General features: G+C 41.1%; 22 protein-coding genes and 1 pseudogene. 9 read left to right on the forward strand and 14 right to left on the reverse strand.

What is annotated here, in order from left to right; translation table 11 throughout:
• The first annotated feature begins 1 nt into the window (after position 1).
• From AC6JA8_RS17070 to rlmN, 3 genes are read left to right on the forward strand one after another with little or no spacing between them, the layout of a single operon-like run.
• Entirely contained in the window at positions 2-775 is a 774-nt protein-coding gene (locus tag AC6JA8_RS17070) for a LamG domain-containing protein (protein WP_497974881.1), read from the forward strand.
• A complete protein-coding gene (locus AC6JA8_RS17075) occupies positions 775-1302 on the forward strand; it encodes a HutD/Ves family protein (RefSeq protein WP_497974882.1) in 528 nt (175 codons plus the stop codon). Before AC6JA8_RS17070 ends, AC6JA8_RS17075 begins: the two co-directional genes overlap by 1 nt.
• Complete coding sequence (gene rlmN, locus AC6JA8_RS17080) at positions 1299-2372, forward strand: dual-specificity RNA methyltransferase RlmN (protein ID WP_497974883.1); 1074 nt, start codon at positions 1299-1301, stop codon at positions 2370-2372. The genes AC6JA8_RS17075 and rlmN overlap by 4 nt, the downstream gene beginning before the upstream one ends.
• Here the strand turns inward: rlmN and AC6JA8_RS17085 are convergent.
• Complete coding sequence (locus AC6JA8_RS17085; RefSeq protein ID WP_497974884.1) at positions 2335-3273, reverse strand: AEC family transporter; 939 nt, start codon at positions 3271-3273, stop codon at positions 2335-2337. The two genes, rlmN and AC6JA8_RS17085, sit on opposite strands and share 38 nt — an antisense overlap.
• A gap of 114 nt (positions 3274-3387) precedes the next feature.
• On the opposite strand from AC6JA8_RS17085, the gene AC6JA8_RS17090 reads away from it, so the two are divergent.
• Positions 3388-3870 (forward strand): hypothetical protein, encoded by a 483-nt coding sequence (locus tag AC6JA8_RS17090; RefSeq protein ID WP_497974885.1) that lies wholly within the window; start codon positions 3388-3390, stop codon positions 3868-3870.
• On the opposite strand, the gene AC6JA8_RS17095 is transcribed toward AC6JA8_RS17090, so the two are convergent.
• From AC6JA8_RS17095 to mmsA, 8 genes are read right to left on the reverse strand one after another with little or no spacing between them, the layout of a single operon-like run.
• The gene (locus AC6JA8_RS17095; RefSeq protein WP_497974886.1) at positions 3867-6425 is read right to left on the reverse strand and encodes an ABC transporter permease; all 2559 of its coding nucleotides are present in this window, start codon (positions 6423-6425) and stop codon (positions 3867-3869) included. The two genes, AC6JA8_RS17090 and AC6JA8_RS17095, sit on opposite strands and share 4 nt — an antisense overlap.
• Positions 6413-7072: an ABC transporter ATP-binding protein gene (locus AC6JA8_RS17100; RefSeq protein WP_497974887.1), complete on the reverse strand. Its 660-nt coding sequence runs from the start codon at positions 7070-7072 to the stop codon at positions 6413-6415. Before AC6JA8_RS17100 ends, AC6JA8_RS17095 begins: the two co-directional genes overlap by 13 nt.
• Positions 7069-7671 (reverse strand): arylesterase, encoded by a 603-nt coding sequence (locus tag AC6JA8_RS17105; RefSeq protein WP_497974888.1) that lies wholly within the window; start codon positions 7669-7671, stop codon positions 7069-7071. Before AC6JA8_RS17105 ends, AC6JA8_RS17100 begins: the two co-directional genes overlap by 4 nt.
• A gap of 21 nt (positions 7672-7692) precedes the next feature.
• Positions 7693-8298, reverse strand: coding sequence for a uridine kinase (udk, locus tag AC6JA8_RS17110; RefSeq protein WP_497974889.1), 606 nt, complete (start codon positions 8296-8298; stop codon positions 7693-7695).
• 9 nt (positions 8299-8307) lie between these two features.
• Positions 8308-8940 carry a uracil phosphoribosyltransferase gene (upp, locus tag AC6JA8_RS17115; protein ID WP_102245023.1) on the reverse strand — a complete coding sequence of 211 codons (633 nt, stop codon included), beginning with the start codon at positions 8938-8940 and terminating at the stop codon, positions 8308-8310.
• 28 nt (positions 8941-8968) lie between these two features.
• On the reverse strand, positions 8969-10168 hold the full coding sequence (locus tag AC6JA8_RS17120; protein ID WP_497974890.1) for a URC4/urg3 family protein: 1200 nt from the start codon (positions 10166-10168) through the stop codon (positions 8969-8971).
• The gene (locus tag AC6JA8_RS17125; protein ID WP_491638174.1) at positions 10161-11423 is read right to left on the reverse strand and encodes a GTP cyclohydrolase II; all 1263 of its coding nucleotides are present in this window, start codon (positions 11421-11423) and stop codon (positions 10161-10163) included. Before AC6JA8_RS17125 ends, AC6JA8_RS17120 begins: the two co-directional genes overlap by 8 nt.
• A 23-nt stretch (positions 11424-11446) precedes the next feature.
• Positions 11447-12922, reverse strand: coding sequence for a CoA-acylating methylmalonate-semialdehyde dehydrogenase (mmsA, locus tag AC6JA8_RS17130; protein WP_497974891.1), 1476 nt, complete (start codon positions 12920-12922; stop codon positions 11447-11449).
• 182 nt (positions 12923-13104) lie between these two features.
• On the opposite strand from mmsA, the gene AC6JA8_RS17135 reads away from it, so the two are divergent.
• Positions 13105-13455 (forward strand): histidine kinase dimerization/phospho-acceptor domain-containing protein, encoded by a 351-nt coding sequence (locus AC6JA8_RS17135; RefSeq protein ID WP_497974892.1) that lies wholly within the window; start codon positions 13105-13107, stop codon positions 13453-13455.
• 69 nt (positions 13456-13524) lie between these two features.
• Positions 13525-13923, forward strand: a complete 399-nt coding sequence (locus AC6JA8_RS17140; RefSeq protein WP_102245027.1) for a hypothetical protein — start codon at positions 13525-13527, stop codon at positions 13921-13923.
• Here the strand turns inward: AC6JA8_RS17140 and AC6JA8_RS17145 are convergent.
• The 3 genes from AC6JA8_RS17145 to AC6JA8_RS17155 all read right to left on the reverse strand — a co-directional run bounded on the left by AC6JA8_RS17145 (position 13920) and on the right by AC6JA8_RS17155 (position 16468).
• Positions 13920-14306, reverse strand: coding sequence for a hypothetical protein (locus tag AC6JA8_RS17145; RefSeq protein ID WP_497974893.1), 387 nt, complete (start codon positions 14304-14306; stop codon positions 13920-13922). The two genes, AC6JA8_RS17140 and AC6JA8_RS17145, sit on opposite strands and share 4 nt — an antisense overlap.
• 64 nt (positions 14307-14370) lie before the next feature.
• Positions 14371-15315, reverse strand: a complete 945-nt coding sequence (locus tag AC6JA8_RS17150; protein ID WP_497974894.1) for a TerC family protein — start codon at positions 15313-15315, stop codon at positions 14371-14373.
• Between the two features lie 43 nt (positions 15316-15358).
• Complete coding sequence (locus AC6JA8_RS17155) at positions 15359-16468, reverse strand: baeRF3 domain-containing protein (protein WP_497974895.1); 1110 nt, start codon at positions 16466-16468, stop codon at positions 15359-15361.
• 133 nt (positions 16469-16601) lie between these two features.
• Between AC6JA8_RS17155 and AC6JA8_RS17160 the strand changes: the two genes are divergently transcribed.
• On the forward strand, positions 16602-17477 hold the full coding sequence (locus tag AC6JA8_RS17160) for a LysR family transcriptional regulator (RefSeq protein ID WP_497974896.1): 876 nt from the start codon (positions 16602-16604) through the stop codon (positions 17475-17477).
• Here AC6JA8_RS17160 and AC6JA8_RS17165 read toward each other — a convergent pair.
• Positions 17473-18402, reverse strand: a pseudogene (locus tag AC6JA8_RS17165) (TerC family protein); the annotation flags it as partial. The gene AC6JA8_RS17160 and the pseudogene AC6JA8_RS17165 overlap by 5 nt on opposite strands.
• A 77-nt stretch (positions 18403-18479) precedes the next feature.
• On the opposite strand from AC6JA8_RS17165, the gene AC6JA8_RS17170 reads away from it, so the two are divergent.
• Positions 18480-19058 carry a 2OG-Fe(II) oxygenase gene (locus AC6JA8_RS17170; RefSeq protein WP_497974897.1) on the forward strand — a complete coding sequence of 193 codons (579 nt, stop codon included), beginning with the start codon at positions 18480-18482 and terminating at the stop codon, positions 19056-19058.
• Complete coding sequence (locus tag AC6JA8_RS17175; protein ID WP_497974898.1) at positions 19055-19705, forward strand: lysophospholipid acyltransferase family protein; 651 nt, start codon at positions 19055-19057, stop codon at positions 19703-19705. The genes AC6JA8_RS17170 and AC6JA8_RS17175 overlap by 4 nt, the downstream gene beginning before the upstream one ends.
• On the opposite strand, the gene AC6JA8_RS17180 is transcribed toward AC6JA8_RS17175, so the two are convergent.
• Positions 19702-21690, reverse strand: coding sequence for a hypothetical protein (locus AC6JA8_RS17180; RefSeq protein WP_497974899.1), 1989 nt, complete (start codon positions 21688-21690; stop codon positions 19702-19704). The two genes, AC6JA8_RS17175 and AC6JA8_RS17180, sit on opposite strands and share 4 nt — an antisense overlap.
• Positions 21691-21730: the final 40 nt, after the last annotated feature.

The raw sequence follows: 21730 nt of genomic DNA on the forward strand, positions 1-21730 counted from the left end.
TATGAAAAAGTTAATTCTATCCGTTTTTCTTCTATCTCTTATTACCTCTTGCTCAAATAGCTCCGGTAGCGGAAGCAGTAAATCTCTTCCCGGTGGAGCAAGCGCAACTTTTGATGCTGAAAATGCCAACGGTGACCGCTCGATTCCAAGTACAGGCTGTTCAATTTCGACATGGGTAAATACATCTAATAGCGCTTTAAATGGAAGTTTAGACTGTTCTATGGGTGGCGGTTTTGCCGGCAATGGAATCTTCACGAGTCCCTACCGTTTTGAATTTAACGGAACTAGCACAGTCGTTACAACAAGTATCAATGCCCGTCCAAGCGCTTTAAGCAGCACCACATGGATGGCCTGGGTTTATCCGACAAGTACTACTTTTCAGCACGTACTTTCTATCGACAATCACTCGGGAAGTTATAATCGCGCACTGGTTATTCAAAATAGTAACTGGTCTGCCTTCACCGGAACATCGACAACTTTTGAATCTCACTCAATCGACGTTAATCAATGGCAACACATCGCTGTTGTTTACACTCCCTCAGGCATTACTGTTTATAAAAACGGCACGGCCTCTAGTTATGGTTCCGCTCCAACAATCAACAACGTCGCCAATACATTTACCATTGGCCGCTCAGCAGGTGGCGCATGGGACTACTTCCAGGGCTCTATTGCCTGGGTTGCTGTCTACCCGAGAGAGCTTGGAAAAAGTGAAATTCAAAGTGCGTGTCGCGCTCTGGCCAACCGCTTTGATGCCATCGTTTGTGACAGCAATTAATGATCGAAATTTTTACTAAAGATTCATTTAAAGAAATGCCGTGGAAAAATGGCGGAGGCTCTACTTTAGAGCTTTATAGAATGCCAAGTGAAGGCGACTTCAATTTTCGTCTTTCCATGGCCACAGTCAGTTCAGATGGGCCCTTCTCTCATTTTCCGGGGATTGATCGCATTCTTCTTTTAATGGAAGGCGCGGGCTTTCGATTAAATAAAAAACCTCAGTCTCTAACAATGGACACCCCTTTTTCTCCTCTTACTTTCTCCGGAGAAGAAGACATTCACTGCCAACTGATTCAAGGCACTTGCCGCGACTTTAACATCATGACCAGAAGAGATTTTGCCAAAAGCTCTCTCAGCATCGTGGATAGAGATGGAAAAAATCCACTAAAGATCAAAGCACTCTGCCCTTTAAAGTTTATTTATGATACTCATGCTCAAACTTTAACAAAAATGAATCAGGGTGATGAAAGTGAGTTTAAAGGATCAATTCCTACTCGCCTTTTAATCATCGACGTTAATCTTGTATGAGCGCAAGCAGAACATCTTTTTACGAGCATAATTATCAGGAGCTGGAAACTCTTCTGGAAACTCATGCCATCAATCCCAAAAGTGCCTCGCTGCTTTTTCGCCATCATTACAAAGAAAAAAAACTCTCGCCTTGCGAGCACCACAATCTTTCAAAAGCGGCCCGTTCATTTGTGGCCGAAAATTTTGATTTCGCTCTTCCAGAGATCGACTACGTTCATGAATCAACAGATCAGACAGTCAAACTTTTAGTAAAATTAAAAGACGATCAAAAAGTTGAATGCGTGCTTATTCCTTTTCAAAACAAGTACACCATCTGCCTTTCAACCCAGGTTGGATGTGCGATGAAGTGCTCTTTTTGTTTTACCGGAACTCAGGGCCTAAAAAGAAACCTAGAAACTTCTGAAATCATCGGTCAGTTTATTCTTGCCTGGAACTGGCTAAAGGAAAACCGCCCGGACGATCACCAGTTAAAAAATATCGTTTATATGGGACAAGGCGAACCTCTTCACAATTTCTCAGCGGTTAAAAAAGCATCTGAAATTTTCCTCGACCAGCATGGCATGAGTTTGGGAATTCAAAAAATCACTGTCTCAACAGCGGGGTATCTGCCGGGGCTAAAGCGCTGGAACGAAGAAATGCCGGGAGTAAATCTCGCTCTTTCTCTGCATTCAGTAATTGAAGAAAAAAGAAATAAACTTATCCCAATCAATCAGCGCTACTCACTTCAGGAAGTCATGGATTACATCGACACAATTCCTCTAGCGAGAAAGCAGTATGTGATTTACGAATACCTTTTGATTAAAGATTTTAACGACACAGAAGAAGATGCTCATGCAACAGGAGCTTTCTTAAAAGGCAGACAGGCCATCATCAACCTGATCCCTTTTAACCCCTTCCCTGGTTCTGATTTCGAGCGCTCTACAGATGAGAGCATTCTACGCTTTCAAAAAATTATTGAGAGTTACAACCTGCCGGCACTTATTCGCACGACAAAAGGCGATGATATCCTGGCCGCTTGTGGGCAACTCAATACTAAAGTCCCAGGAAATACTTCCAAAGCGGCACAGTAATAAGAGAAATAGGAATTCCTACTCCCACCATCAGGTTGGTGAGTTCATTGTCTAAGTTAAATTCATTGGCCACAACGGCAGCAGTAATCATAGTCGCCATTGCTGATTCAAGCACTGTGACCTGTGTGATTAAATCACTTCCACCTAAAAGCTTAATGTAGAAAAAAGCAAAAAAAGCAGGAAGGACTAAAAGCCTGAAGCCCAAACCGATCATTAATGGAAACCAACGTCTTTTAAAAACGGCAAGGTCAACATGCAGCTGATAACCAACGGAAAAAACCGCTAGTGGAACAAGAGTTGCTGCCACCTTTTCAAATGCCGGTATAATAGGATCAAGACTGTTAGGATAGTTAATTCCAAACAGCAGATACCAAAAAACAGAAAGTAAAAGAGCGATAAAAGGCGGGAAGAATAAAATCCTGCGCGCAATAAATTGTGGTGTGATTTTAGCTCCCGAATAAAGAGCGGCTACAAAAATACCAATTGTCGCCAATGCAAGAAAACTTCCTGGCTGATCTGCCAAAATCCCGATAGGAAGAGCATGCGGGCCGATTAAGGCCTCTAATAAAGGAAATCCAACAAAGGATGTGTTTCCCAATCCAGCTGTGAGAATCAGGGCACCGGTGGTCGAGTCTTTCCATCCAAACTGTTTTCCGGCAAAACCAAAAACTAAATAAGATAAAGCAAAGGCCATCCATGCCATCGATACTGGCATCCACCAGTTCCCGCTAAAATCCATGGTCACCAAAAGTTTCGGAAGCTGGGCAAAAACCAGAGCTGGCAGTGATAAATAAACTACAAAGGAATTTAAAACCTGTGGCGTGGCACTTGGAAAGTGGCGTACCTTTTTGCAAAGGTTTCCAGCGATAAGACAGGTAAAAATAACAATAAAATTTGTCATAGAGGCATTTTACCAGAGTGTCTAAAGAATGGACAGCTCTACCCTTTTTACATCCACCTCTCCCAAAAAGTTAGGTCAGAGGTTAAGCTTGGTCCATAAACTTGTGGAGCCGTTATGCTAACGAAAATGTTTACTATGACATTCTTCCTCTTCGCCCTAACGATTGCAGGAAACGCGCAAGCGGCCCATGATGTTTTTGTTTGTAAATGTGTCGCTAAAGGTCCCGGAATCGACAATAAGGCCGGAGAAAAGATCTGTTCATACAGCTGTAATTGCAACGGCTACAATAAGAATGAAGCTCCTAAAACAAATATTCTTGTAAGCGCTGACCAACTGGCCACATCAGCAAGATCGCGCGATACGTGGGATATGGGAAGCTCAATTTGTCACGGCCAATACGCTTATAAAGCAAATCTAGATGATCCGAACTGGAAAATTAAAGTTAAATTCTCGCCATTCACAGTCAATTCATACAGTGACGACGTTGTGTACGATGAAGCTGATCAATCAGTTGAAGTCGCTATCGGTGTCCGTTACTTTTTAAAGCGCACTCCCAAGGCCCCTGAAATTCGCGAAGCCTTGAGATCACAACTTTAAAATAAACTTTTACTCTTCACGAGTTTATTGACTCGCAAACTCACAATAACCAGTAGAAGAATTGAAAGTGCTGCCATAACCGGCACAACAAATCCAAGTCTCAGGATCACTTCTGAATTAAAGACATTCTTCATAATCACAAACGTCAACCCTGAACCAAAAAGCACAGAGAGAATAAAGCAGAAGCCCGTTAAAAACGAAAATTCTCTTGAATAAATTTGCTTAATCGTATCTGTCTTAAGCCCTAGCATATAAAAGAGACTCATTTCACGCTTTCTTAGCTCCAGGTGATTAAAACTCACCGCCACCAGGACAACGAAGGCCACAAACAGAGATAAGAAAGAAATAAATTTAATGGCAATTGCCATTAAATCAAAGATGGTCGTAATTTTTCTCACTAACTCTGAAACTTCCAACATCGACACACTTGGAAAAGTCTCTGCCATTTTTGAGAAGACTTTTCTTTTTTCTTCAAATGACTTCACTTTAATCGAGGCGAGGTACGTCTTTGGGGCTTCTTCCAATACTCCAGGTTGAAACAAGATAAAAAAGTTTGGCTCAAAACTCGTCCACTTTACGGTACGGAAACTTGTCACCACTCCTTCAACTTCGATCCCGCTGATATCAAAAACCAACTTATCTCCGATTTCAGCTCCTAGTCTTCTGGCATAAGAGCGCTCAAGAGAAATCTCACATGGACCTTTCTCTACATCGCATTTCTCACCGTTAAATTTTCCTTCAACCAGTGTTTCCGACCACGACAAGTGAGAGCGATAACTTAAGTTCACGCCACGGTTTCTCACACGCTCTGAGTTTTCTTCCTCTCTCGTCTGGAAACTTGGGTCATTTGTACCAGGCTCTTCTCTTTTTTGTGTGGCCACATCATTAATTTTTAGTAAGCGCCCTCTAATCATTGGGGCAAACATAGTGCGGTTCCAGCCTTCTGATTTTGTCAGCTGGTCAAACTCTTCGGCCTGAGTGTCTTGAAGATCAAACATAAAAAGATCTGGTCTTCTATCTCCATAAGTTTGAGTAAATTCTTCCCTTAAAGAACTCTCTAATTGAAAAATGAAAGTCGTTAACGTCATCCCTACAAGCAAGCAAATAAAAATGGTGAATGACGAAGTAAAATAGCGACTTACTGTTCTCGAAGCATGACGGTTAACAAACGCCATCTTTCCAGAGGACCTGTCTAAAAGAGTTGTGACCCCTTTAAAGCAAACCCCGGCCAAAAAGATAATCAGAAGTAACCCACCAAGGAAAAGTGAACCCACTTTAATTGAGTTAGCTAAAACAATCGCCAGGATAATCACGTACACTAAAAGTGGAAGAAAGTAATAAAACTTAATGCGCTTAAGTTCTGCCGGTAAATCCTGAAAGATCGTTGCGACCGGAGTCTGTAGAGCGCCCCAGAAAAGAGGCCCCAGCGCCAGCATGCTTCCCCCTAAAGAAAGAGAAAGAATACGCAACAGAGCAAGACCATTGAGTCTAAAAATGAGCTCCTCTCCAACAAGTTTACTAAAATACCCTTCAGTAAATGGGAGTGCAGAGACTACAATTGTCGTAGAAATGAGAACTGCAATCGATGTAAGTAAGACCAGGTGAACAAAGTTTACCTTAAAGAGAAACGTCGTTCTAATTCCCATCGCTTTATAAATCGAAAACGTTTTAAGTTTCTTTGAAAGAAAATGCTGGGTGAAATAATAAAGACCGACAAGACTTAGTAAATAAGTCATGAGCGTAATCAAACTCAGGTAATCTGTAAGAAGATTGAGTGAGCGAGAAATCTGCTGGCTCGACTCTTCAGGCCCTGCAATCTTCACGGCCTTATCAATAATCAGACTACGCAGTTCTTTTTGTATAACTTTATTTTTGATTTCAGGCGGAAGCTTAATTGAGTAACTATAAGTTGCAGTTGAACCAAATTTAATTAAGTCAGTTTGCGGCAGAAAATTATAAGAAAGAAAAATCTTAGGTGCTAAATTAAATCCTCTAAAGGAAGAGAACTGATCCTGCAGTATAATTCCACCGACAGTAAAGATTGCTTCTCCTACTTTTACCTTATCACCGACCTTAATTCCCAGCTCCCACGAAAGATCGCGACTCATCCAGAGAACAGGACTTTCATGGATACTTCCCCAGTCGCCCGGGCCTTTGCGTCCCCCTTCTTCGAGCACCACACTTCCATAAAAAGGAAATTCAGGTGTAACAAAGTTTAAGTCCGCAAGCTTTGATAAAGGCTCACCTTCTTTATCAGAAGTCACTTTCATCACCAACGAGTATGTTTCCGTCCATTTGGCGTAAGTGAATTGTTTTTCGCTTAGGTAGTTTTCAATTTTTTTGATTTCGCTTTCATCAAGCGCACGCCTGGTTGAGATGGAAAGGTCAGAGGCAATAAAGTTTTTAGCATTTTTAGCGACTTTATCTTCAATGCCAACTCGAAAGGACTCCACTAGTAAAAGACCAATAATCCCCAATGAAGCACAAAGAACATAAAACCAGTTAAACGACTTATCAGACCTGAAGTCTTTCCAGAAGAATTTTATAAATGACATTTTCCACCAATCAGACGCACAATGCGATCTGCCTTACTGGCCAGTTCCTCATCATGAGTGACAAGAATCATGGTAGTCTTTTTTTCACGGACCATATTAAAAAGAATTTCAATAACATGTTTGCCCGTTTCAGTATCCAGGTTTCCTGTCGGCTCGTCCGCTAGAAGTAAAGGAGGTCCAAAAGAAAGAGCACGAGCAATCGCCACGCGCTGCTGCTCTCCACCTGAAAGCATTGAAGGGTAATGATTAGCGCGCTCTTTTAGGCCAACCATATCCAGCCACTTCATCGCTGTATCCTTATCTTCTTTGCCATTAATCTCAAATGACAACAGAACATTTTCTAAAGCTGTTAGATGAGGAATTAAATGAAACTGCTGGAAAACAATCCCCAGCTTCTCGGCCCTAAACTTACAAAGCTCTTCCTCTGATAATTTTGTCAGGTCAGTGCCGTCAACAGAAATGCTTCCATGATCCGGGCGATCGAGCCCGGCCAGGAGTGAAAGCATCGTCGTCTTCCCACTTCCCGATTTACCAAGAAGGGCGATAATCTCGCCACTTTTAATATCCAGGGTGACATCGTTTAAAACGTGAATCGTATTTTTGCCCTGCTCGAAATGCTTATTTAAATTTTTAACTTCTATTCTCATAAATTTTTTTCCACAAAATCAGTTACTGTTTTGGCCACCATGACATGCCCCTTGGCATTCGGGTGAATCCCGTCTGGTAAATTAAGATCCGATTTCCCCGCTACATCATTTAAAACAAAAGGAAGGAAAGCAACTTTTTCAGTGCTGGCAATTTTTTTGTACATAGCTTCGAATTCGGCCACATACTGCTTTCCATAGTTAGGAGGCATTAAAAGTCCTAGCAATAAAACTTTTACCTTTTTCTCTTTCGCAAGTTTGATAATCGCTAAAAGGTTCTTCTCGGTTTCAGCAAGTTTTAGTCCGCGCAGACCATCATTGGCCCCTAGCTCTAAAACCAGAATGTCAGTTTTCTTTTTTAAGTGCCACTTAAGTCTGGTCACTCCACTTGCCGAAGTTGAACCGCTCACTCCGCCGTTAGTGACAACGACATCGTGTTTTTTCTCTTTCAGGTTTTTTTCCACTAAACGAGGAAAGGACTGCTCTTCATCAAGTCCATAACCTTCAGAGAGAGAATCACCTAGGAAAAGAATGTGTGTAGACGCAAAGACGCCGGTGTTAATAAATAACAATCCCGTCAGGAGAATCAAAAAATTTTTCATGACTAATTTTCCAAAAAAAGTTTAAGTCAGTTTTCTGGTGAAGAATTCTATCGCTTCATGATAATCACCAAAATCTTTGACAATGGTTTGAGCAAAGATTTTTGATGGTTCAACAAACTGGTTGTGCATTGGTTTTACCTGCAGGTCAAATTGCTTTTTGACTCCATCAGGCGTTCTTCCGCGTTCATGAACATCTCTGTCCAGTCTTCTTTTAAAGCGCAGCTCTTCTGGCGTATCGAAGAAAACTGCTTCATCAAGAGCTGCGCGGACAACACTTGAATCTAAAATCAGAATGCCATCCACCAGAATAATTTTCTTTGGATGGCAGTCGATTGTTTCAATTTTTCTTGTGTGAGTAGCAAAGTCGTAAAGAGGAACTTTGATGCTTTTGCCTTGCTTTAAATCACGAAGACCTTGGGCCAAAAGATCAAAGTCGAGACTACTTGGATGATCGAAGTTTACTGATCCACCATCGCCGTCGAATTTTGCAGACTGGTCAATGTAGTAGTTGTCCTGATAAAGAATCGAACATCTCTCATCGCCAAGAATTTTCTGTAGCTCTCTGGCAAAATAAGTTTTCCCAGATCCGCTTCCACCTGCAACACCGATAATGTATGGAGTAACCATGCAATTTTCCTATTTAGTCTGGAAAAGGCGGTCTCCCGCATCCCCAAGTCCTGGAACAAGGTAACCAACTTCGTTAATCTCTTCTTCTACATTCAATGTGAACACTTCGACGTCTGGGTGGAAAAAATGAAGCTTTTCCAGACCAATTTTCGAAGCAATTAAACAAAGAACTTTAATCTTGCCAACTTCGTATTGTTTTAAGCGGTCAATCGCTGCCACAATCGTATCTGATGTTGCCACCAGTGGGTCGCACAGAAGAATTTCTTTGCCTTTAATATTTTCCGGCATTTTGAAATAATACTCAACCGTATTGTGAATAAATTTATCGCGATAGATCCCGATAAATCCAGCGCTGGCAATCGGTAACATCGACAATACTGCATCCAGCATCCCATTTCCGGCGCGAAGGATAGAAACAACCACTGGAGGGTTGATCATTCTTTCAATTGTCGTCTTAGCAATTGGAGTTTCGATGGCCACTGGCTCCATCTGGTCCCATTCTCTCATTGCTTCATATGCTAAAATCTTCGAGATTTCTTTGGTGATCTCACGGAAGTCATTCGAGTTCGTGTTTTTATCACGCAAGTGCCCCAGCTTGTGTCTTAAGAGCGGGTGCTTAATGATCGTAATTTTCTGGCCCATAATATTTCCTTAAATAAATTAAACTTAATTAAAAAACTGTTCCATCACTTTCAATCTTTAATGGAGGAGAACTGTCAGGTCTTTTTGCTTTCGCTGCCTTTCTTCCGGCCCACCATGTTCCACCTTCAAGAACTTTTGCCAGCGGGAATTCACCTGAAGATTTTCCAAGCTTCTTCTGCACTTCAGCTCCAATGCGATCAAGCAGGGCCACTGTTAGCCCGCGCCATTCAATGATGAGTTCTGAATCCGGTCTATGGCTGGCCTCCATTAATTTTTTATCTCTTAGTGTGATCAGTTCGCGGTCAACCAATAGTCCACCGTTTCTGTATTCAGCCAAACCAGTCAGCTTATCCACATCCGTCACTGTAAAACCTGCTTCAATAAGCGGCTCAATCAAAGAGTAAGTCATCCACTGAGAAAGTTTGTGGAAAACCGCAAGTCCACCTGGAACTTTTGAATATGACCAGGCATCACCAAGATTCACGCCATCAACTTTTAATCTTCCCGGCCAGATTTCTCCCAACCCATCAAGCACTGCTCTTAGAAGCTGTGGCCCTGTGATGTTTTTCCCGTAGCGAATTTCGAGATAATCCACAATGCTTCCCGGTCTTCCCAGAGGGAAAATCTCGCGTTTATCGGCAACTGTTTTACCAAGATTCTTAAGCAGGCTTAAGCGTCCTTCAACTCCAATGAGAGGATTTGATTCTGTTACCTGGAAAGCTGATTTTAATTTTTCTGCCGTAAGATTTTGCAGTCCTGTGGCCGTCGCTTTTAATGAACCATCTTCTGAAAGAGCGCCTTCCATGAAAAGGTAGAAGCTTGCGACTCCCAGACCTTCAGAACGGTTAAAAATTTTCCCTGTCGATTTTTCATTGTAGGCCCAGATATTTCCGGCACCGGCATCTAAAAGAACAGATGTGATAACCAAGTCGAGTTTAATTCTCGCCTGCTCCATTGCATCTCTGTTGCTGATTTTTGCATTAAGCGCTTCAGCGCGGTTGATACCGCCGACTTTGAAATGCCCCCAACGAGAGTGGAAAGGAATATTGTGATCAGGGTAATTTTCATTAATCACCTGAACTACGTAATCCACCACTTCATTTAATTTTTCCGGGTGGTAGTTAAAATGGGTTTTCCCCGCCTGGGTTAGTTCAAGAATGCTCTCAGCACTTCTTCTAATCGCACTTGGCGACAAAAGAAAATCCAGGTCTTTTTCAGTATTACTCATCGATCGGTCTCCCTTTAACTTTTTCTAGCGCATCACCTTTTTTTACTTCACCTGGAGTGAAGTAACCGGCAGCTTTTTTCGCTTCGATTTCTACCTGAGCATCCGCAGGGATTAGCTCAGCAGGAATCTGAATTCTATTCACAACTTCGATACCGCTTTTTACGATAGCGTTGTATTTCATATTACTCATTGAGTGCAGGTTGTGGATTTTTGTGATCCCGAAGAACTGAAGAATATCTGGCATCAATTCCTGGAAACGAGCATCTTCAACACCCGCAACACATTCTGTACGACGGAAATAAGTCGCCGCAGAGTCTCCTCCTTCCTGGCGCTTTCTAGCGTTGTAAACTAAGAACTTTGTTACTTCACCAAGAGCGCGTCCTTCTTTTCTGTAGTAAGCGATGATCCCGACTCCACCTCTTTGAGCTGTGCGAGCAGCATCTTCGATTCCGTAGATCAGGTACGGTCTACACGTACAGATATCTGATCCAAATACGTCTGATCCGTTACACTCGTCGTGTACGCGGCAAGTAAGCTCTACTTTTGAATCAGCAAGGTCTGCTGGGTTTCCGAAAATATAAACAGTCGTACTTCCAATTGGTGGAAGCATCACTTTTAAATCAGGACGAGTCACAAGCTCAGGGAACATTCCTCCAGTTTCCTGGAAAAGAATTTTTCTTAGCTCACCTTCTTCAACTCCAAGGCGCTTTGCAATCCCTGGAAGATACCAAACTGGCTCAAGAGCAACTTTTGTTACTTTGATATCCATGTTTTCTTTAACGATCTTGCCATCAACTTTTAATCTTCCGGCCTTAATCGCATCGTGGATTTCTGGAAGTTGTAAGTGAGCTTGAGTTACAGAAATCGTCGGGCGAATGTCATAACCTTGGTCATAGAGTTCTTTGAAGTTTAACTGAACATCTAATCCCCATGGATCAATCGACACCATTTTCTCCGGGTCAAACCAAGAAGCGTACGGCCCAATTTTTACCGGAGACTCAGTGTTGTGTAAGTCCGGACGGTGATCAGTTTTATAAGAACCTTGGGCAATTGAAAGCGCACGGTAAACAGAATAACTTCCGCTGTGAGTTCCAATCGCATTTCTTTCTTTAATGTCTGTGAGAGAACCAATGACTGGCCCTCTTTCTTTTGGAGTTTTAGCACCCCAGTTGATTTTTAAACTGCTTTTATAAAGCTGCTTTGAGTGAGACGTTAAAACAACATGCGCTGATCTTTTAAATTTCTTTTCGCTCATATTTTCCATAAATACTGCCTCGTTTACGACATCCAGTTGTTGTCGTTTTGTTTTTCCCATTTAATTGTTACTTTTTTAATGTTGCTCCAGAAATCGAGCGAGTGATGTCCAGTGATATCACCGTGGCCAAACTTCGAAGCATTGATTCCGCCAAAAGAGAACGGTTCGCGCGGAACAGGAACTCCAACGTTCACTCCGACCATTCCCGTGCTTGCCATCTTAATGACTTTTTCGGCCAGCGCCCCACTCTGAGTGAAAACAGAACAAGCGTTACCGTAGTCTACGCTGTTTTCAATTTTCATCGCGTGAGTGATGTCCTGGCATCTGATAATACTAATAACTGGTCCAAAAAGTTCCACTTGAGCAGCTTCGCTTCCCGGCTGAATGTTATCCAGGATCGTTGGTCCAATCCAGTTTCCTTCTTCCATTCCAGCTGGGGCCTTTGCTTTTCTTCCATCAAGAAGAATTTTTGCTCCCGCTTTTTCAGCGCGGTCAATGGCCGATCTTAAAAACTCAACTTGAGCTTTTGTAATGATCGCTCCCATATCTTTTCCAAGAGTCAAAGAGCTTGCTCTTTCGATAATCTTTTTAATGTGAGCATCAACTTCACCAACAGCAAGTAAAACAGAAGCTGCCATACAACGTTGTCCTGCACATCCAGTGAATGAATCACTGATACCAATTCCTGCTAAATCAGGGTTAGCATCTGGAAGAAGAACGATATGGTTTTTTGCTCCACCAAGAGCAAGTACACGTTTCCCTAAAGCTGTTCCTCTGTCATAAACCATCTTAGCGATCTTTGTTGAACCAACAAAGCCTACGGCCTTAACGTGTTTATGATCAATGATCGCTTCAACAGTTTCACGTCCACCTTGAAGCACCTGGAACAATCCATCTGGAAGACCAGCTTCTTTTAAAGCAGCAGCGATTTTTAGTGATGTTAAAGGAGTTTTTTCAGAGGGCTTCCAGATGTAAGCGTTTCCTAATGTTAGAGCAATAGGAATCGTCCACATTGGAACCATCGCCGGAAAGTTAAATGGAGTGATGTTGGCGACAACACCAATTGGTTCGCGACGGTACTCACAGCTTACACCACGAGACACTTCTACACGTCCACCAAGATCCATATTCTGAAGAGCGATAGCGAATTCTAAAACTTCAATTCCTTTTAGAAGACCTGCTTTTCCCTCTTCAAAACATTTCCCAGACTCTGAACTTTTTAAGTGAGAGATTTCTTCCAGGTCACGCATTAAGATGTTTCTAAAATTGAACATCACTTTCGTGCGCTCTTTCATAGGAACATCGGCCCATAGAGCTTGTGCTTTATGAGCAGACTCAACAGCTTGGTCTACTTCTGATTTTGTGGCGCTCATGAACTCGCCAATTTTTTTTCCATTGTACGGGCTAGTCACTTCAACTTTTTCGCCCTTCCCATTTTGAAATTGCCCATCGATGAAATTTTGGCAATTAATAACTTGTGCGGGTATCTTAACGCTCATACCTGTGTCCTTTATTAGGTTAACTTATTAAACAAAAGCAAATATAAAGAAGAAAATTTTATGCTTAATCGCAATGGATTTACCAATGAAAAATGAACTTATTCCTAGGTAAAAGAGTCTCTTCGTGATGTGGTATTTCTTACCCGAGCGCATAATTTCCATCCTCATTGTAGAATGAGCAAATGAGCACAGAAGAAAATCTAATCTCTAAAAGTAGCCTGACTGAAAAAAACCGAGAGTTACAACGCGAACTCGATTCGGCCCGAGCATTAATTAAAAAATATGAAGGGATTATTGCTGATTTACAGGCTGAAAATAGCTCTAACCTTAAGAAATTCTCCCATGACCTCGCAAGTCCTCTGCAGATTCTTTCCATGACAATTGAATCTCTTCAGGACCGAGCTCCCGAATTCAGCGCAACATTAGACCGAATGAAACGCTCAACTGATAGCATGATTGAGATCATTAACTCTATCCGCAAACTACAAAAATCTCTTCCGGCCACGCCTTCTAAAGAACTTAAGGTCGTTTAGTATTCCCGAGTAATTCGTTTCGTATAATTATGCTTGTAAATTTTGCGGCATATCTTAGGATGAAGTTATATGGATATACGTTTAATCACAGTCAAGGAAGACTTTGAGAAAGCATTTCGTATTCTCGATCAAAGAGAATATCCGCTTTCTTTCTATGAGTACACTCTCAAGCACGACTCATTCAGAAACCCACAACGCTTAAAACTGATTGGTGCTTTTCAAGATGATGAATGCGTGGGAACGATTAGCTACAAAATCACACCATGCCCTCACCTCGGTCGAATCCTCGAAATCCAGGAGATGCATCAAAAAAACATCAAAGGCTATAAAGTCATGATGGATTTTTTGGATGAAATCGCCCGTGATGAAGAATGTCTTTCAATTAAGATTTGTAAGAATAAGGCCGAACGCCTGGACTTCAGCTTCTTGGATCGATTTGAAACGTTCTTAAAAAAATTGATCGCTTAAATTTCTTCGAAATTGACTTTTACATTGAGATCAGAGGCATTGAACTCTGCTGTCTTGTTGTAAAAAGACGTAATAGTCTGAGGTTTACCAATCACTTTCTTCGCCTCATCCACCATCTTCATATCAATTTGCACCGGATTGATCTTATTGCCATTGACTAAAATGTCTTTAAATTTTCTAAGACTAAAAACAATTTTATTTTTTAAACCTTCAGAGGCGATAACGATGTCTTGGTTATAGTTGCCAGTTATGGTCTTTACGATTTCGACTGTTTTAGAGCCAACAACTTGATTGATTTTAATGTTGAGATTGATTTGTGAGTAAGCGCTGCCAGAGTAAGTTGAGAGTAAAAAAACGAACAATAATGGTAGAGCTCTTTTCACAATTCCTCCGGGTTTGAAGAGTCCATTCTAAACAAACCCGGCCTAATTGAGAAGCTCCGGTAAATTATACCGGAGCTTTTGGTAGCTTCTTGTTTTTCTTTGGAAAGTAGATCGAAGCGACAATTGATCCAATCAGCAATGTAAAAATAACGCCAATCGATACAATTGTTGGAACGTGGTACCAAGATGAGATGATCATCTTCACCCCTACGAAGGCCAGGATTCCGGCCAGCGCATAGTTGATGTATTCGAACATCTCCATGATTCCATTAAGTGCGAAGTATAACGAACGAAGACCAAGAATCGCAAACACGTTAGAAGTGAAAACGATATATGGGTCTGGCGTAATCGCTAAGATCGCCGGGATTGAATCTACTGCAAAGATAATGTCAGTTGTTTCAATCATCACGAGAACAAGAAATAATGGAGTAAACATTCTTATCCCATTATGAGTTGTCCTGAAGTGCTCACCATCGAAATTTGGAGAGATTTTCCAGAATCTTTTTACAAATTTAATCATTGGATTGGCTTCAATCTCAATGTGCTTTTCTTCCTCACGAAGCATTTTAAGACCAGTAAACACCAGGAATCCACCAAAGATGTAAATCATCCAGTTGAATTTTTGGATCAAGGCCACTCCGGCGAAGATGAAAATAATTCTAAAGAACAATGCTCCTAGTACCCCCCAGAATAAAACTCTGTGTTGATACTGGGCCGGAACGCGGAAGTATGAGAAGATAAGCGAGATAACAAAGATGTTATCCACACTCAAAGATTTCTCGATTACATACCCGGTTAAGAATTCCAGACCTTTTTGATGCCCCATCTTGTGATAAACCCAAGCATTGAACATCATCGCAAGACAGATCCATACGGCCGTCCATGCCAAGGATTCTTTGATTGAAACCTTATGCGATTTTTTGTGAAATACCCCCAAGTCGAGCACTAACATGAAGGTGATAATCCCGGCAAACGCCAACCATTCCCACACCGAGTGAACTGCAAACATTCTCTTTTACTCCTAGAAACGCCTATTTTTAGAAAAAGCCTATTTATAATCCTGAAGCCTGAAAGTTTCCTGAATCATACGCACCATCATATAGGTGTGAACGGTCAGTGACAATCGCTACAGCGTAATGTCCTTTAAAATGGTTGATCTCTTTGACCACAACCACCTCGCCTCCTTTGGCGAGCACCATTTGACATAAGTCATCGAGAACGTCGTCATCATGGGAATTTATCTGTTTTGGCTCGATAAAAATCTCACCAGTTTGTCTGTTGATTGATCCCCATACATAACGGTTTTCAACAACGAACAGTTTTGTAATCTTACCGTACACCGCGCTGATAGCGATATCTTCAAGATATGTAATCGCACGGTCTCTGTTCATGGCCAGTTCCAACTCGGTTAGAGCTCCGAGTTCTTGCTGCTCATAATAAGGAGTAAGAATATTATAAACACGTTCCTGCAGTTCAGCTGCCTTCATCTTTTCCACGTTGCCAACAATAGATTCATTCATCAGCATCGATTGGTTAAGAAGTTTTTTCATGTGCCCGATGTGGTCTTTAACACCAGCAAGGACAATAGGAAGGCGGTAAGCTGTAAAGAGCTTATTAAGTTCTTGAGAGGCATTGAGGAAAAACTCTTTGCCATCTTTTTTATTTTTTCCGTCAATCCCCGGCTCATTTCTATATGAATCCAGTTTGACCAAGTGACCACTGTTTTCAATCAGCACGTTGATAGCGCGTGAACTCATCGTCACGATAAAAAAACCACGAACATTGTTTTTAATTCTGATGAGCGGTTTAATGTGAAAGCTGTCGGCAACAACGACGAGGTCGTTGATTGATGACTGCACTCGAATGTATCCCAGGTCCCCATCGAAACCTTCTTCTGAATAAAAGACCACGACTCCGCGGTCCATTGCTTCAACTTTATCCAGGTACTTTTCATTCCAAAGTTTTTCCATGAATGCATCGACAAAAGATCGCGTATAGTCTTTTAAGAGATACAATTCGGCCTTTAAAAGAAGATCTTTCCATCTTTCTTTCATCGACTTCTGATCGAGAATGGCAACATCTTTAGACAGGTAAAGAGATATCATTGGCCCTTTACTACCGACGTTTAGCGCATTCAGGTCTCTAATTGTAAGTTCTCTCATAAATCCTCCTTGGACTATAGATAGCGCTATATTAGTCCATGGCGTCGTTTTAATAAAATTGATATTTAAGCTAAAATAGTTCGTTTTTTACGAAGATTGTTTTATACTGACGTAGCTAACTAGGAGATTATTAATGAAATGGCTCAACTATCACCATTTAATCTACTTCCGCGAAATCGCCAACGAAGGAAGTATCTCTAAAGCTTCTGAAAAACTCTTAATCGGTCAACCCGCTCTCAGTGCTCAGCTAAAACAACTCGAAGACCAATTAGAAATCGAACTTTTCGAAAGGAAAAACAGAAAACTCATTCTGACTGATGCTGGAAAAGTTGTTTTAAAATACGCCAATGAAATCGGACAACTGGGGCAAGAACTTCTACAAGTCATCGCAGATAAATCATACTCAAACAAAACACCTTTCAGATTGGGTGCTTTAGATAGTGTGCCTAAGCAGATTGTTTGGGAGATCGCTCAGAAGGCCAGAAGCTACGGCGACTGTTTTGTCAGTATTGTCGAAGGTGATCAGGAGGAGTTGACTCAAGAGCTTCTCTCGCGAAATATCGATTGTTTTATCTCAAACTATTCGGGTGACATTTCAAAAGATAAAAACATGAACAGTAAGTCTTTTGTCAAAGCACCTGTTTCAATCTATGGATCAAAACAGTATTTAGACTGTAAAAATAATTTCCCGAAATCGCTTAACAATCAGCCGATGATTCTTCCAACTCACCACTCGAAGCTTCGCCATGATTTAGATTATTTCTTTGATTCAAAAAAGATTAAGATTTTAAGTGAACTTGAAACGCAGGATACGGCCCTGATGAAAATCTTTGCTGCTCAAGGTGCAGGTCTTGCGGCCCTGCCGGATATCGCGGCCCTGGACCAGGTGAGAAGCAATACGCTTTATAAGATCGGAACACTTCCAAACATTAAGGAAGAGTATTGGATTATCAGTTCTAAAAGAACTATTGATAACCCAATCGCTTCCAAATTAATGAAGTCTATTTAGATTCGTCGTTTTCTTTCTCTGGAATAAGCAGAGAGAAAACAATTGAAAGCGCAATTAAACCTAAAACAAATCCCAATGAATAAGACGTTGGGATTTTGTACTTAAATTCAATTAACATTTTCACCCCGATAAAGATCAGGACGATTGAAAGAGCGTAAGACAGGAATCTGAAGAGCTTTACGACGCCGGCAAAAGCGAAATATAACGATCTCAATCCTAAAATCGCAAAGATGTTTGATGTGTAAGCGATGAAGGCACTCTTTGTTACTGATAAAGTAGCCGGGATCGAATCCACCGCAAAAATAACGTCTGTTGATTCAATAATTAAAAGAACCAGAAACAGCGGAGTTATGTGGCGAACGCCATTTTCCATAACAAAGAATTTCTGGGCGTGAAATTTATCTGTCATCTTGAAATACTTCTTGGAAAACTTATAGATAAATCCTTCTTCCGGATTGATATCATCATCTCCACCTGAAAAAAGCATTTTTGCTCCGGTGTAAATTAAGAAGGCCCCAAAGATATACAGGATGAAATGGAATTTACTAATTAAAGCGACTCCACCTGCGATAAAAACAATCCTCATAACCAGAGCACCTAAAATCCCCCAGAAAAGAACGCGGTGCTGGTATTGTTGCTCAACTTTGAAGTAAGTAAAGATCAGAGTCATAACGAAAATGTTGTCGACGCTTAAGCTCTTTTCTAAAACGTAGGCCGTTAAGAATTCGTAAGCTTCTCGCTCCCCGATATAGTGATAAACACCATAATTGAAAATCAGTGCCAGTGTAACCCATACACCTGTCCAGATAAGCGATTCTTTTACAGAAACAATATGATCTTTTTTATGAAAGACCCCTAAGTCGAGTGCCAACATGGCAAAAACAAAAACGTGAAAACCAATCCACCACGATAACTGCGATTCCAAAAACTACTCCTTAAATCGTACCTATTAACTGCCAAATATCATTGAAAACCACCAAATTATAAGCTAGGTTTCACCATATGAAAAAAGAAATGCTCATATCCTCTCTTATTGAGAAGGGATGGTTTCACGCCGAAGATTTCCTTCCCCAGGAATTTTGCTTAGAGTTATTGGACGAATGTAAAAGCCTGGAATGGAAAACCGCCCATGTAGGCACCGGAAATCTAAAACAAGAGGCCCTGGAGATCAGAAACGACTCTATTTTCTGGATTGATGAAAGAAGCGCCAGTCACCTTCAAAAAAAGTATCTTGAAGAGATGCGCACACTGATGGATGAAATAAACAGAGAGCTCTATCTTGGGCTTCGCGAATTTGAATGCCACTTTGCCCACTATAAAACTTCCGGTTTTTACAAAAAACACCTGGATCAACACAAGGGCAGTCAAAAGCGCATAGTCAGCGCTATTTTCTATCTTAATGAGCCTGTGGCCGGCGGCGAGCTGGTAATCTACAACAAAGAAGACCCTGAGACTATCGAAGCAAAAATCAAACCCCGCCCGGGAAGTTTTGTTTGCTTTTTAAGCAATCAAATTTATCATGAAGTCCTGCCCACAGAAAGTGAGCGCTACTCTTTGACCGGCTGGTTCAGGACCCTATGAAAGTAAAAATCCTCGCGCAAATTATTTATTATCTCATCCGCATTCTAAACCTGACTTACCGTTATGAGTTTATCGGACTGGAAAATAAAAAACGCGCTAAAGATTTTCACCCGAATAAAACCTTTGTTTATGCTCTTTGGCACCAGAATTTAATTGGCGCCATCTTCTCGCACATTGGTGAACAATTCACGATGGTTATTTCTGAATCAAAAGATGGAGAACTTGTTGCTGTTACTTGCGAAAAGTTTGGCCACATCCCTGCGCGCGGAAGCTCTACACGTGGAGGAAAGAGGGCCCTTATTGAAATCGTAAAGACAGTTAAGCGCGGAGTTCCCGGGGCCCTTACTGTCGATGGTCCAAAAGGTCCTGCCCATGTGGTAAAGCCTGGAGTCATTGAAATTGCCCGCCTCGCTCAATGCGCGCTTCTTCCCCTTTCTCCCTATGCTGAAAAATACTGGTACTTCAAAAAGAGCTGGGATCAATTCCGCATTCCAAAGCCTTTTACGAAAATTGTTGTGGTGATTGGTGAGCCGGTTTTTATTGGTGAAGATGTCAGTCGTGAAGCGTTTGAAGAAGTTGCACTTAAGGTTGGCAATCTCATCACTCAAGGTGAAGAGACTGCCAAGGCCCATTTATCTAAAAATTAATTAACTAATTCGTCTGAAAAACTCTTTTGGCATCCCATTCTTTCATAGATGTCCTGAATGTTGCGCGCTTTTACTTTAGTAGCTGAAACTTCCAGCATTGAGCGCCCAATATAATAAGACCCAAGCCATGGCATATTCAGGTAGCGTTCAGTATCTTCTTTAGAAACTTCATCACCTTTCATTTTCTTAAGCGCAAAGATAGCAGACTTATAGTGACGTTGAACTTTTTCAATTGAGCCAATAAAAGCTGCATCGTTTTTGTATTCGTTGATTTCACCATTGTAATAGTTCTTAACGTCAGAGTAGATAATATCTCTGTTAGTCACAACGAAATCAAAACCTTCCTGTACAATGCTGTCAGCATGTTTAAAAAGAATTCTTAACTTCTGGGCATCCTGACATAGATAATTTGAGGCCAGGTTATCAACTTTATTATTCTTAATAATGTTAGTGTATTTAGCATTAAATAAATCCAGTCTTTCGTTGAAGTCTTTAACTTCATCGTAACTCTTATAAGTAGTGTACTTTAAGAATTTGTCTCCCCACTCTCCATAGAGTTGAGCTGAGATTTTCTTGTGGTTATCAAGGATAGTCACCAGGTTGTCCGACCCATCATCTAAACCAGAGTACTCCTTAGGTGCAACGACGTTTCCTAAACGTGTCTCTACTTTCTTTAACTCAACCAGCTTTGCCAGGTATTCTTCTTTTTTCTTATCAAGAGAAGAGGCCAGTTCTGTTTTTACCTTCTGATTTTTTTCAGACATAGAATCTTCTTTCGCTTTGATGTCTTTTCCAATTCTAATAATGTGGAATAAGATATTGGCGCGGTTCTTCTCATTAAAATCTTTTGCTGAAACATTTAGCGTGTTCATAAAGTTTTCAATATCAAGAGGATCAAATTTCTTTAATTCCAGAATAAACAGATCATCCAGCATCGGGATTGAACTAATATTGAGTGACTTATAATACTTTGTCTGTGTCACCAAGAGATCATAGTCCTGGGCCAGTTGTGACATGATTAAAAGTTTTTGAGTATCTGTAGGCATCTCTCCGACCTGATTAATGCCCGGCTGTAAGTATTTTTGAACCTTATCCAAAGTCTTTTTAAATTCTTTTAAATCGCCCACACTTTCTTCAAAGGCCTTGCGATCCAGTTCAGAATAAGATTTTGAGACACTGACTTTCTGGTCTTCCATGCGCTTAAGTTCAGCAGTAATAGATTCCATCAGGGCCTTTGTATCACGGTAGTCTTCTTTGCTGGTATTGTTTTCAATATCCAGAGCCCCTTGCATATCAAGCTCTCTTCTAATCTCATAGAATGAACAGTTAAGTTTTACGAATGTCTGACGGTCAGTTGATTTTTCAAAGTCAAAACGTTGTTTGAAGATTAAGTCAATCAAACGAAGAGCAGAGGAAATAAGAAATCCTCCACCGGCAACGATTAATCCCAGCTGATTTCCAGCAAGGACTCCAAGTTGTGTTGAATCGTAAATAAGATCAGCAGTCATTTCCAGGACGCGCCCATCTTCCATATTACATTGGTTTTTTTTAAACATGGTTGTGATGTTAGAAAAGAGAGTTGAAAATTTAAGTCCACTAATAGCATTCGTACTTTGAGTTGTGTTTCCATCTCCTAGAAGACTGCCAAGAACTTCTGTTGTCTGAGAGCTGTTGCTTACGATGTTCTGACTTTTTAATTCGTCCTGAATCCCTTTGATTGACTCCAGAACTTCGGCCATTTTATCGTTATCTTTTTTAAGACAGTTTCCTTTTAAAACGTCTTTGATCGCTTCAGTTTTTGCAATCAGGTCCGAGAATTTTTTTGATTCCATTGGACACGACTTTGGACGTTCTGCCTGTGAATTGTACTTCTTAATCAGCTGATCTGCTCTGGCGAAATCAATCTCTGCTTGCGCTGCAAATGCCGACCAAGGCATAACTGCGGCCAGAAAAGCGATGACGAATGAAAGTACTATGTTCACCATATAAACCTCAATTCATTGGACGTGGAAATTCAATCTAAAG

The organism is Bacteriovorax sp. HI3 (assembly GCF_059738875.1).

What these genes read in the sequence shown, in the direction of transcription:
- AC6JA8_RS17070 (WP_497974881.1), top strand. Translation starts at nt 2, where the DNA reads ATGAAAAAGTTAATTCTATCCGTTTTTCTTCTATCTCTTATTACCTCT.
- AC6JA8_RS17075 (WP_497974882.1), top strand. Translation starts at nt 775, where the DNA reads ATGATCGAAATTTTTACTAAAGATTCATTTAAAGAAATGCCGTGGAAA.
- rlmN (WP_497974883.1), top strand. Translation starts at nt 1,299, where the DNA reads ATGAGCGCAAGCAGAACATCTTTTTACGAGCATAATTATCAGGAGCTG.
- AC6JA8_RS17085 (WP_497974884.1), bottom strand. Translation starts at nt 3,273, where the DNA reads ATGACAAATTTTATTGTTATTTTTACCTGTCTTATCGCTGGAAACCTT.
- AC6JA8_RS17090 (WP_497974885.1), top strand. Translation starts at nt 3,388, where the DNA reads ATGCTAACGAAAATGTTTACTATGACATTCTTCCTCTTCGCCCTAACG.
- AC6JA8_RS17095 (WP_497974886.1), bottom strand. Translation starts at nt 6,425, where the DNA reads ATGTCATTTATAAAATTCTTCTGGAAAGACTTCAGGTCTGATAAGTCG.
- AC6JA8_RS17100 (WP_497974887.1), bottom strand. Translation starts at nt 7,072, where the DNA reads ATGAGAATAGAAGTTAAAAATTTAAATAAGCATTTCGAGCAGGGCAAA.
- AC6JA8_RS17105 (WP_497974888.1), bottom strand. Translation starts at nt 7,671, where the DNA reads ATGAAAAATTTTTTGATTCTCCTGACGGGATTGTTATTTATTAACACC.
- udk (WP_497974889.1), bottom strand. Translation starts at nt 8,298, where the DNA reads ATGGTTACTCCATACATTATCGGTGTTGCAGGTGGAAGCGGATCTGGG.
- upp (WP_102245023.1), bottom strand. Translation starts at nt 8,940, where the DNA reads ATGGGCCAGAAAATTACGATCATTAAGCACCCGCTCTTAAGACACAAG.
- AC6JA8_RS17120 (WP_497974890.1), bottom strand. Translation starts at nt 10,168, where the DNA reads ATGAGTAATACTGAAAAAGACCTGGATTTTCTTTTGTCGCCAAGTGCG.
- AC6JA8_RS17125 (WP_491638174.1), bottom strand. Translation starts at nt 11,423, where the DNA reads ATGAGCGAAAAGAAATTTAAAAGATCAGCGCATGTTGTTTTAACGTCT.
- mmsA (WP_497974891.1), bottom strand. Translation starts at nt 12,922, where the DNA reads ATGAGCGTTAAGATACCCGCACAAGTTATTAATTGCCAAAATTTCATC.
- AC6JA8_RS17135 (WP_497974892.1), top strand. Translation starts at nt 13,105, where the DNA reads ATGAGCACAGAAGAAAATCTAATCTCTAAAAGTAGCCTGACTGAAAAA.
- AC6JA8_RS17140 (WP_102245027.1), top strand. Translation starts at nt 13,525, where the DNA reads ATGGATATACGTTTAATCACAGTCAAGGAAGACTTTGAGAAAGCATTT.
- AC6JA8_RS17150 (WP_497974894.1), bottom strand. Translation starts at nt 15,315, where the DNA reads ATGTTTGCAGTTCACTCGGTGTGGGAATGGTTGGCGTTTGCCGGGATT.
- AC6JA8_RS17155 (WP_497974895.1), bottom strand. Translation starts at nt 16,468, where the DNA reads ATGAGAGAACTTACAATTAGAGACCTGAATGCGCTAAACGTCGGTAGT.
- AC6JA8_RS17160 (WP_497974896.1), top strand. Translation starts at nt 16,602, where the DNA reads ATGAAATGGCTCAACTATCACCATTTAATCTACTTCCGCGAAATCGCC.
- AC6JA8_RS17170 (WP_497974897.1), top strand. Translation starts at nt 18,480, where the DNA reads ATGAAAAAAGAAATGCTCATATCCTCTCTTATTGAGAAGGGATGGTTT.
- AC6JA8_RS17175 (WP_497974898.1), top strand. Translation starts at nt 19,055, where the DNA reads ATGAAAGTAAAAATCCTCGCGCAAATTATTTATTATCTCATCCGCATT.
- AC6JA8_RS17180 (WP_497974899.1), bottom strand. Translation starts at nt 21,690, where the DNA reads ATGGTGAACATAGTACTTTCATTCGTCATCGCTTTTCTGGCCGCAGTT.